This is a genomic window from uncultured Anaerococcus sp., from assembly GCF_947253225.1.
In the GTDB taxonomy this organism is placed as follows: Bacteria; Bacillota; Clostridia; order Tissierellales; family Peptoniphilaceae; genus Anaerococcus.
The window spans coordinates 1-10,889 of record NZ_CAMXYR010000049.1; the positions used below are offsets into that span (position 1 = coordinate 1).

Sequence of the window (10,889 nt, forward strand, 5' to 3'; positions counted from 1 at the left end):
ATCAGTCAAAACACTATATATAGTATTCATTTTTTACAAGCGCCACTATATCTGGTATAATCTAAGTATATTTTATTTCGGAGGAAACAATGTTACAAGTAATTAAGAGAAATGGCATTAAGGCTAATTTCGATAAAGATAAAATAATAATAGCTATAAAAAAAGCTATGAATTCACCTAGTGGTGTGTTTGTTGAAGGTCAAGCAGAAGAAATCGCAAGGGAAATTGAAGAAGAATCATCTTCACTTGAAGAAATTTCAATTTACAACATCGAAGAGAAGGTATATTACAAATTAATAGATAAGAAAAATCCAGCTACAGCTAGAGCTTATGAGTCTTATAAATCTGTCCAAGCTTATAAGAGGGAAAAAAATACATCAGATGATGATATTTTAGGCCTATTGAATCAAACAAATATTGACGTTATGGATGAAAATTCTAACAAAAATCCAATAATAGCATCAACCCAAAGGGATTTAATAGCTGGAGAAGTAGCAAAAGATATTGCAAAAAGAAAATTAATACCCCTAGATTTGGTAGAAGCTCATGAGTCTGGAGCAATTCATATTCATGACCTAGACTATTTTATCCAACCAATCTTTAACTGTTGTCTAGTGGATATGAAAGATATGCTAGATAATGGAACAGTGGTAAATGATAAAATGATTGAAACGCCTAAATCATTTCAGGTGGCTTGTAATGTTATGACACAAATTATTGCTCAAATAGCAAGCAACCAATACGGGGGTCAGTCAATTAACATATCCTGCCTAAGCCCTTACCTTAAAAAATCTTATGACAAAAATTTAAAGCTAAGTAGAAGTATGTTAACAGATGATGATAAGGCAAGAGAGATGGCCGAGGCACTAACTCAAAGAGATCTTGAAAGTGGAATTCAAACAATTCAGTATCAGATAAACACCCTAATGACTAGCAATGGTCAGTCTCCTTTTGTAACCTTGTTTATGCACACAGATGAAAAGGATCCTTATTTAGAAAATACAGTTAAAATTATTGAAGAGATACTAAAGCAAAGAATTAAGGGAATAAAGAATGAACAAGGTGTTTATGTAACGCCAGCTTTTCCAAAATTAATATATGTCCTAGATGAAAACAATATTAAGGAAAACTCTCCTTACTACGATTTAACAAGGCTTTCTGCAAAATGTACTGCTAAAAGAATGTATCCAGACTATATATCTGCTAAGAAGATGCGTGAAAACTATGATGGAAATGTATTTTCTCCAATGGGGTGTAGAGCCTTCTTACCACCTTACAAGGATGAGAATGGTAAATATAAATTTGACGGAAGATTTAATATGGGAGTAGCCACTATCAACTTACCACAAATAGCTATTCTTGCTGATGGAGATGAGGATAAGTTCTTTGAAATTTTGGATAAAAGACTTGATTTGATTAGAAGAGTTGGACTTTTAAGGTATGATCACCTTTCTAAAGTTACAAGCGATTCATCTCCTATTCATTTCAGACATGGAGCAATAGCAAGACTTAAAAGACATGAATCTATTAAACCTCTCTTAGAAAACGGATACGCTACAGTAACTATTGGTTATATAGGTATTTATGAGGCGAGTAAATTGACCATAGGAAAATCCCATACAAGCAAGGAAGGCCATGATTTTGCTATTAAAATAATGAAAGTCTTAAATGATAGAAAAAAGGAATGGTCAGAAAAATACAATATAGCCTTTGCAGTCTATGGAACACCTGCCGAGAGTTTGACCCATAGGTTTGCTTCTATTGATAAAAAGAGATTTGGAAATATTAAAGATGTAACTGATAAGGGATATTACACAAATTCATTTCACGTTGATGTAAGAGAAGAAATTTCAGTATTCGATAAATTTGATTTTGAATCAGAATTTCAGCAATTATCAACAGGTGGTTGTATCTCCTATGCTGAAATTCCTAATATGTCATCAAACATTGATGCAGTTATGACAATGATTAAATATATATATGAACACATACAATATGCTGAATTTAATACTAAGTCTGATTATTGTGGAAATTGTGGGTATGATGGTGAAATCCTCCTTGATAAAGATAATAATTGGTACTGCCCAAATTGCGGAAACAAGGATAGAAATACACTAACAGTAGTGAGGAGAACTTGCGGTTACCTTGGCGAAAACTTCTGGAATGAGGGAAGAACTAAAGAAATAAAGGCAAGGGTGCTTCATATATGAGATTTGGTCAGATAAGAAAATATGATGTCGCCAATGGTCCTGGAATCAGGACCACTTTTTTCATATCGGGATGCGATAGAAATTGTAAAAATTGTTTTAATAGAGATTATATGGACTTTAACTTTGGAAAACTTTGGAATGAAAACTCTCTTAATGAAGTAATTTCATACTTAAAGCTAGAGGAAGTAGAAGGACTTACAATTCTTGGAGGAGAACCTTTTGAAAGTCCTAGAGGGCTTTTAGAAGCCATAAAAGCCATAAAAAAAGAATCATCCAAGTCAATATGGATATATACTGGATTTAGATTTGATGTATTAAAGGAGATTTACCTAGCTAAACAGATTTTAAACCTAATTGATGTTTTGGTTGACGGAGAGTTTGTTGATGAACTTAAAGATTTGAAACTGGATTTCAGAGGTTCGTCTAACCAAAGAATTATAGATGTCAAAAAGTCATTAAAATATAATAAAGTTGTTTTGATGGATGGGTATAAATAAAGAAAAGAGGAGGAATTATGAAAGTAAATAAAAAAATGAAGGGATTTTCAGCTATTTTAGCAGTGCTTGTTATAGCTGTAATTCTATTAATTGCGATTGTACCAACCTACAATAGCCTTGCAACATCAAGGGAAAATGTGAATAAGGCTTACGCCCAAGTCCAAAACGTAGTTCAAAGAAGGGCTGATCTTATACCTAACCTTGTTAATACTGTTAAGGGTTATACAAAACATGAAGCTGATACCCTAACTCAAGTAACAAATGCTAGATCTGGTGTGCAAAATGCTAAAAATCCACAAGAACTTGCCCAAGCAAACGAAGAATTAAGTAGGGCGGTAAATAGCATAAATGTAGTTGCAGAGGCCTATCCAGACCTAAAGGCTGATAGTCAGTTTGTCGCTCTCATGGATGAGCTTGCTGGAAGCGAGAATAGGATATCCGTTGAGAGGAAAAATTATAATGATGCCTGCCAAGAATTTAATACTAAGCTTGTAAGGTTTCCAACTAATATAATAGGAAAATTCACAGGATTTAAACAAGCTGATTACTTTAAGGCTAGCGAAAGTGCCCAAGATGCACCAACAGTAGATTTTAATAAATAGGAGTTATTATGAAAAAGGCTACAATAAGAAAATTAAATATAATTTTCGTAGTATTATTCTGCCTTTTTCCTAGCCTAGCTAAGGCAGATATTTATAGCGGAGTTAAAGACTATTGCTATGATGAATTATCGATTATTGATGAGAATACCAAAGAAAATATAAGAAAGATAAACTTAGAATTAGAAAGTAAAATAGGTTGTCAAATAGTTGTTGCCACAATGGAAAATCCTGATGGTCGTGAAGGTATGGAGTATGGAAGTGATATCTTCAATAAGCTAAGAATCGGAGATAAAGAAAAGGATAATGGAGTACTGATTCTTTTTTTAGAAAACAAAACAACAGGTCAAAAAGAAATTTCCATCATCCCAGGATACGGCTTAGAGGGAGCTCTTAATGACGCTAAGGTTGGAAGAATAATTGATAATTTTATGCTAAATTCCTTTAAAAAAGGCGAATATTCCAAGGGGTTAAATGAAGGATTTAATGCTATTGTCGGAGAAGTTGTAAAAGAATATGGGATAGAGATAGATGGTGATTATGAAAAATATCAGAATAAATTAGAAGACTCTAATGGATTTTCTATAGTTGATTTAATGATAATATTGCTTGTGTTCATAATATTTTCTAACCTAATTTCAAGACTTAAGCATAGACCTTATTCTAACTACAGCCGTGGCGGAAGATATCGCGGTAATCCTTATTGGACTAGTGGAAACTTTGGCAATTATAATGATGACGATGATTTTTGGTCAGGTTGGTCCTCAGGTGGAGGATTTACTGGCGGTGGAGGTAGCACAGGTGGGGGTGGTGCTAGTAGAAAATTTTAATTTTAAAAGAGTATTGCATAAAGCAATACCCTTTTTTTATTTAATCCTAGGAAGCAATTTATCATATATTAGTAAAAGCAAGATATAATTTATTATTGCATCCGGAATAACTTTTATGGCTCTACCAGCTAATAGAACCTTGTATGGTGTTCCATAAAGTTGTGTTAACCATAAAGGTGTAAGTAGACCGTGGTTAATTCCGTAAACAAATAAAATTACTAATAAGATAAGTATTCTTAAATTCAAATTTTTCTTTTTTCCATATTTAAATATTAGTCCAGGTACCATTCCAGTTAGAATTGCACTTAATGTAAAGCCAGGGTGGAAGGTTCCGCCTAAATTTATAATGATTCCAATTGCATCTGATGCAAATCCTGCAAGGGCTCCCAGTAAAGGACCAAAAAACATACCCGTAAGCATCAATGGCAAAGTGCCGAAAGATATCTTTATGTTAGGCGATAATTGAATCCCAAAAACTCTAGATAAGATAATACTTATCGCTGTAAGCATTGCTGCTTTCACTAAATTATTTACTAAAATTTTATTTTTCATATTTCCCCTTTCTATCAGAGGGCAGCGGTTGCGATAAAGAATCATGCATTCGCTTCGTTTAGGAACAACAACCCATTTCCTAACACTTAATGCTCTTTATCTACTCTGATGGATATATTATAAACTATATTCCAGAAAAATAGAAGAGCATTTTTAAGTTTTACTAAAATTTAATTTTCTTATATACTATTATCAGGTAAGGAGATAGACTTGAAAAATAAAGTAAATAAAAAAAGTGTGGATTTGGGCAAAGATTCTATAAGAGCTCTGCTCTTAAAGCTTGCCATTCCAGCTATTGCATCACAAATTGTCAATGTATTATATAATATTGTAGATAGAGTTTTCATAGGTCATATTCCTGATGTGGGGCCCTTGGCCTTGACAGGAGTTGGAGTTAGTTTTCCTATAGTTATTTTGATATCATCTTTTGCAGCCTTATTCTCATATGGAGCTGCTACTAGGTCTAGTATTTATTTGGGTAGGAAAGATAAAGAAACTGCTGAGAAAATTTTGGGAAATTCTTTAACTTCCCTACTGCTTGCATCAGTTGTTTTGTCTATCTTGGTACTTATTTTTAAAGATAAACTCCTTCATATTTTTGGAGCAAGTCCTAATACAATTTCCTATGGTCTTGAATATATAAGTATTTATGCTCTCGGAACGATTTTTGTCCATATAACTTTAGGGATGAATGTGTTTATATCTGTTCAAGGATTTTCAACAGTTGCTATGAGAACTGTAATAATAGGTGCTATAACTAATATAATTCTAGATCCTATTTTTATCTATGGAATGGGTATGGGGGTTAGGGGAGCGGCTCTTGCAACCATTATATCTCAAGCTATATCAGCATTTCATGCTTTAAGGTTTTTAATGGGCGATAGAACAACAATAAAAATAAGAAAATCATGCATACACCTAGATAAAAAAATATTGGTACCAGCAGTAACTCTTGGTGTCGCACCATTTATTATGCAATCAACAGAAAGTGTACTGATGCTTGCTTTTAATTATAATTTATTAAAATTCGGTGGCGACTTAGCTGTTGGAACAATGACAATTACCTCATCTTTAATGCAATTTGCCTTATTGCCTGTTGATGGGATAACCTTGGGTGGTCAAGCAATAATATCTTATAATTTTGGGGCAAATAATTTTAAAAGAGTTAAGGAAGCCTTCAAGATTCAAACAATAGCGAGTGTTAGTTTTACAACTATCTTGTGGACTCTCTTAATGATTTTTCCTGGATTATTCGCAAAAATATTTACTTCAGATATAGAACTTATAGCAAATACATCATGGGCAATAAGGGTGTTCTTTGCTTCAATTTTCTTATTTGGCCTACAATTATCATGTCAACAGTCCTTCATCGCTTTTTCTGATGCTAGAACTAGCACCTTCTTAGCGATTTTTAGGAAGATAATAGTCCTAATACCCTTAATATTCATCTTGCCTAGGTTTTTTGAAAACAAGGTTTTTGCCGTGTTCCTTTCTGAACCAATAGCAGATACGATAGCAGTCTTAACCACAGTAAGTATGTTTAGGATAAAGTTTAAAAAAATCGAAAAGTTTATGAAACTTGATAGAAATTCAAAAGCACAGTTGTATTGAAAAACCTCTAGCCTTAAACTAGAGGTTTATTTATTTGATGATAAAACCTTGGTTCCTTAGAGTTTCAAACATTTTATCTCTATGAAAAATAATTGTTCCTTGTTTTTTAGGGATTTGGAGGGAAAAAGATTCACTTCGTCTATTAGAATCTCTAAGGTCATAATATGAAGTCATTTCTTTATCATAGTCCCTAATTTCTTTCTTGTAACTATCAAAAATTTTATAATAGTTTTCAAAAACCTTTAAGCTTAAAGGTATTCTTGGTTTAAGTTGAGGGTTTTGATTGGGATAACCAAATCCAAGTCCAACGGCTGGATAAGTATATTTAGGAAGTTTCAATAACTCAATTACATCCTTTGTGGAATTATGAATATTACCGAAATAATTTGTACCCAAACCTAGTGATTCGCAAGAGGATACAACATTTTGGCAAGCGATAATTGCATCTGTAAAGGCCTGAACAAATTTATCAAAACTTATCATTTCATCATTCTCACTAGAATTTTCCTTAGCTATACTATAATTTCTAAATAAATCAGCTACAAAAATCCAAAGCTCTGGGGCTCTTCTCATGTATTCTTGATTACCTATTTGAGCTAAGGAATTTTTAATACTTTCGTCACTTATTCTTATTATAGAGAAAAGTTGCATACCATTGCTTGTAGCAGATTGATTAGCAACATTTAAAAGTTCTTTAATGAGGTCATCTTCAACTTTCCTATCAGTAAATTCTCTTATAGTTCTGTGCTTTAATGCTATATCAATTGTTTTTGTCATTTTTAGTCCTTTCATTTTTATATTCTTATACCCATATATGTTATAATTTACTTAGGAGTTAACCATGGTTATAAAAATATCTGTAAGAAACTTAATAGAATTTGTAATGAGGTCGGGCGATATAGATAATACTTTTAAAGATAATTCAAGGATGATAGAGGGAATTAGGGCCCATCAAAAGTTGCAAAAATCACATGGCGATAACTATCAAAAAGAGTATTCTTTGAAAAACACTATTGCTTATGGTGGTATTACTTTTCACGTTGAAGGCAGAGCTGATGGATTAATTAAAAAAGGAAATAAATATATAATAGATGAAATCAAATCTACCAAAAGAGACCTAAAGGACATAGATGATTCAAATAAACTTCATTGGGCTCAGGCTATGTGCTATGCTTATTTTTTTGCTAAAGACCATGATTTAGATATTATGGGAATTCAACTTACCTATGTTTCTACAGAAAACTATAAGACTAGAATATTTGAAAGAAGATTAGATTTTGCTGAACTAGAAATTTTTTATATTGATTTATTAAAAAAATATAAGCAATTTTCTAAAATAATTACAGATAATATAAGTATTCGAAATGAAACAGCTAAAAAACTAAAATTTCCTTATGAAACCTATAGAAAGGGTCAAAGAAAAATGGCTGTTGCAGTTTATACAGGCATTAGTGAAAGTAAGAACATTTTTATAGATGCTCCTACTGGAATTGGTAAGACAATTTCTACTCTATTTCCGTCAGTTAAGGCTATTGGGGAAGAGCTTACAGATAAGATTTTTTATTTGACATCAAAAACAACAACTGGAAATGAAGCTATAAAAGCTCTAAAATTGATGGAAGATCGAGGACTTATAATAAAGTCTGTTCAGATAACTTCAAAGGATAGGATTTGTCTAAATGATGAGGTTAAATGTAACCCTAGTGATTGTCCTTTTGCTAAGGGTCATTTTGATAGAGTTAATGACGCTTTAAAGGATATTCTCTCAAGAGAAACGATAATGGACTATGACGTTATAACATCATACGCTGAAAAGTATAGAGTATGTCCTCTCGAATTTGAACTTGATATAGCAACATATGCAGATGTTGTTATTTGTGATTATAACTATGTCTTTGATCCAAATGTATACTTGCGAAGATTTTTTGATGATTCAGTAGGAAAATATATTTTTCTAATAGATGAAGCTCACAATCTCCTAGAGCGAACAAGAGATATGTATTCTTTTTCCTTTACAAATAAGGATTTTATAGATCTATATGAATATTTTGATAAAGAAAAACATAAGAAAATTTTAAATTCTATAAGGAAAATAATAGATGAATTTGATGAAAAATATTTGAAATTTGGGAAGAAATTAAATTACTATACCAAAGACCACTTGGATGACCTAGATAGGCTTTTGATAACTCTAAGCAAAAATCTTGAAAAATTTTTAATAGAAGAGAAGGATGACAGAAACTATGACCTTATCCTAGATACATATTTCAATATTAATAGATATTTAAAGATTTCTGACCAATTTATTGAAGGTTTTTACAATGTGATTTCTTATGATGATATAGAAAAAATAAAAAGTTTTGAAATAAAATGCGTGGATCCATCAAGTATTCTAAAAAACAAATATAAGCTTGCAAGTTCAGCTATATTTTTTTCCGCAACTCTTGCACCAATGATGTTTTTTGTTAATATATTGGGAGCAAAAGATGCTCTAAAACTTAGATTGGAAATGCCTTTTTCAGTAGAAAATCAACTAATTGTTCAGGAATCAATTAGCACAAGATATAGGGATAGGGAGATAAATATAGGAAAAATATCTGATATGATATACAAGTTCACTACAAGCAAGGAAGGAAACTATTTCATATTTTTTCCGTCATTTAACTACCTAGAGGCGATTGCGGGTGATTATATGGTAAGATATAGTGAGGATATTCTAATCCAAGATAGGTCTATGTCGCTAAATGAAAGAGATAAATTTTTGAATAAATTTACTGAAGAAAGTTCAGAAATAGCTTTTGTAGTCTTGGGAGGTATATTTTCTGAGGGCGTAGACCTTATAGGTAAAAAACTTATTGGGTCGATGATTATTTCTGTAGGAATGCCCGGAGTATCATTTGATCGAAATTTAATAAAAGAGCATTTTGATAAGAAAGGATTGAGTGGCTTTGACTATTCCTATACTTTTCCTGGAATTAATAAAGTTTTTCAAGCAGCAGGAAGAGTTATAAGAAGCGAAAATGATAGGGGTATAATTTACCTTGTTGATGACAGATATGCTTGGGATATATATAAAAATTTATACCCATCCCACTGGAACAAATTAATTCACTTAGATAATTACAAAAATAATATAACAGACATAATAGACGAATTTTGGAGTGAAAATGAGAAAGAAATCAATAAAAGAAATAAAAATAGAAAAAATGAAATATCCTAATGTTTCCCAAGGGTACGATGAAAATGGAAGATTAATAGAGTTTAAAGGGGGAATCTTAGGACAAAAAGTAAGAGTTAAACCAACTAAAAGAAACAAGGATAAGGTTAAGGCTAAGTATTTGGATCTTATAGAACATTCTAGCTTAGAAAATTTCACAAAAACTTGTTTAAATCCTGATGAGTGTGGAGGATGTGCCTATCAAAAACTAGCCTATGAAACGGAACTTATGTTAAAGGTTGAGATGATTAAAAATCTATTTAAAGAAAATGATATATCTTATGCTGGAGATATTAAGATTAATCAATCACCCAAAGTTACGGCTTACAGGAATAAAATGGAATATACCTTTGGGGATAGAAAAAAAGGAGGAGAACTTGTACTTGGACTTCATAGGCAGAATAGATTCTATGAAATAATTGGAACATCTGATTGTAACATTGTAGATGATGATTTTAATAAAATTAGGCTAAAAGTACAAAACTACTTTAGAGAAAAAAAAGCAAATTTTTACCATAAAACAACAAGAGAAGGACTTCTTAGACATTTAGTAGTGAGAAAAGCGCATAGAACTGGAGAGATAATGCTTCTACTTGTAACAACTAGTGATTCAAGTTTTGATAATATCAGAAAGAAACTTTTTGTAAATTCAATATTAGACACAAAACTAAAAGGTAAAATTGTATCTATCTACCATATTACAAATGATTCAGTAGCGGATGCTGTAATCCCAGAAAAAATAGAGTTATTGTATGGCAAAGGATATATTATAGAAGAGATGCTTGGTTTATCCTTCAAAATATCTCCATTTTCCTTTTTCCAACCTAATATTTATACAGCGGAGAAACTATACCAAAAAGCTTTTGACCTAGCAGGTATTGACGAAACAATGGAGGTTCTAGATCTATATTCAGGAACGGGAACTATAACGCAAGTAATGGCTACAAGAGCAAAGTCAGCAACAGGAATAGAAATAGTTAAAGAGGCTGTAGATAAGGCATGGGAAAACTCAGAACTAAATAGAATATCAAATATAAATTTCTTATGCGGAGATGTTTTAGAGGAAATAGAAAAAGTTGGAAATAAGTACGATGTAGTAATATTAGACCCTCCAAGAGCTGGAATAACTCCAAATTCATTGGAGAAAATATTAAAAATAGACACAAAAAAATTTATATATATATCATGCAATCCTAAAACACAAGTAGAGAATATTAGAGGATTCCTTAAAGCAGGATATGAAATAAAATACTACGAAATATTCGATCAGTTCCCAAAATCAAGACATGTGGAGACGGTAGCACTTTTGTCCAAACTCGATGTCGATAAGCATATAAATATTGAAATTGAGCTGGATGAGCTTGATTTGACAA

Annotated in this window: 9 protein-coding genes and 1 riboswitch; of the genes, 7 read left to right on the top strand and 2 right to left on the bottom strand. The window is 31.8% G+C overall.

Annotation, left to right across the window (positions count from 1 at the left end):
* Positions 1-89 precede the first annotated feature (89 nt).
* From nrdD to Q0W95_RS06190, 4 genes are read left to right on the top strand one after another with little or no spacing between them, the layout of a single operon-like run.
* Complete coding sequence (gene nrdD / locus Q0W95_RS06175) at positions 90-2,210, top strand: anaerobic ribonucleoside-triphosphate reductase (protein WP_297790945.1); 2,121 nt, start codon at positions 90-92, stop codon at positions 2,208-2,210.
* Positions 2,207-2,707: an anaerobic ribonucleoside-triphosphate reductase activating protein gene (gene nrdG / locus Q0W95_RS06180; protein WP_297790947.1), complete on the top strand. Its 501-nt coding sequence runs from the start codon at positions 2,207-2,209 to the stop codon at positions 2,705-2,707. The genes nrdD and nrdG overlap by 4 nt, the downstream gene beginning before the upstream one ends.
* Positions 2,708-2,724: 17 nt before the next feature.
* On the top strand, positions 2,725-3,309 hold the full coding sequence (locus tag Q0W95_RS06185; RefSeq protein WP_297790949.1) for a LemA family protein: 585 nt from the start codon (positions 2,725-2,727) through the stop codon (positions 3,307-3,309).
* Positions 3,310-3,317: 8 nt separating this feature from the next.
* Positions 3,318-4,136, top strand: coding sequence for a YgcG family protein (locus Q0W95_RS06190; RefSeq protein WP_297790951.1), 819 nt, complete (start codon positions 3,318-3,320; stop codon positions 4,134-4,136).
* Between the two features lie 36 nt (positions 4,137-4,172).
* On the opposite strand, the gene Q0W95_RS06195 is transcribed toward Q0W95_RS06190, so the two are convergent.
* A complete protein-coding gene (locus Q0W95_RS06195; RefSeq protein WP_297790953.1) occupies positions 4,173-4,688 on the bottom strand; it encodes a folate family ECF transporter S component in 516 nt (171 codons plus the stop codon).
* Positions 4,689-4,708: 20 nt separating this feature from the next.
* Positions 4,709-4,798: riboswitch (THF riboswitch) on the bottom strand.
* Between the two features lie 100 nt (positions 4,799-4,898).
* Between Q0W95_RS06195 and Q0W95_RS06200 the strand changes: the two genes are divergently transcribed.
* Entirely contained in the window at positions 4,899-6,299 is a 1,401-nt protein-coding gene (locus Q0W95_RS06200; RefSeq protein WP_297790956.1) for an MATE family efflux transporter, read from the top strand.
* A 30-nt stretch (positions 6,300-6,329) separates the two neighbouring features.
* On the opposite strand, the gene Q0W95_RS06205 is transcribed toward Q0W95_RS06200, so the two are convergent.
* The gene (locus Q0W95_RS06205; protein ID WP_297790957.1) at positions 6,330-7,076 is read right to left on the bottom strand and encodes a nitroreductase family protein; all 747 of its coding nucleotides are present in this window, start codon (positions 7,074-7,076) and stop codon (positions 6,330-6,332) included.
* A gap of 64 nt (positions 7,077-7,140) precedes the next feature.
* Between Q0W95_RS06205 and Q0W95_RS06210 the strand changes: the two genes are divergently transcribed.
* Positions 7,141-9,519 carry an ATP-dependent DNA helicase gene (locus tag Q0W95_RS06210; RefSeq protein WP_297790959.1) on the top strand — a complete coding sequence of 793 codons (2,379 nt, stop codon included), beginning with the start codon at positions 7,141-7,143 and terminating at the stop codon, positions 9,517-9,519.
* Positions 9,467-10,889: 23S rRNA (uracil(1939)-C(5))-methyltransferase RlmD (gene rlmD / locus Q0W95_RS06215; RefSeq protein WP_297790961.1), on the top strand; the 1,423-nt coding region annotated here is incomplete at its 3' end. The genes Q0W95_RS06210 and rlmD, both read left to right, overlap by 53 nt.

Bases quoted from the DNA above. Each gene is read 5' to 3' on its own strand.
- nrdD (WP_297790945.1), top strand. From the start codon at position 90: ATGTTACAAGTAATTAAGAGAAATGGCATTAAGGCTAATTTCGATAAA.
- nrdG (WP_297790947.1), top strand. From the start codon at position 2,207: ATGAGATTTGGTCAGATAAGAAAATATGATGTCGCCAATGGTCCTGGA.
- Q0W95_RS06185 (WP_297790949.1), top strand. From the start codon at position 2,725: ATGAAAGTAAATAAAAAAATGAAGGGATTTTCAGCTATTTTAGCAGTG.
- Q0W95_RS06190 (WP_297790951.1), top strand. From the start codon at position 3,318: ATGAAAAAGGCTACAATAAGAAAATTAAATATAATTTTCGTAGTATTA.
- Q0W95_RS06195 (WP_297790953.1), bottom strand. From the start codon at position 4,688: ATGAAAAATAAAATTTTAGTAAATAATTTAGTGAAAGCAGCAATGCTT.
- Q0W95_RS06205 (WP_297790957.1), bottom strand. From the start codon at position 7,076: ATGACAAAAACAATTGATATAGCATTAAAGCACAGAACTATAAGAGAA.
- Q0W95_RS06210 (WP_297790959.1), top strand. From the start codon at position 7,141: ATGGTTATAAAAATATCTGTAAGAAACTTAATAGAATTTGTAATGAGG.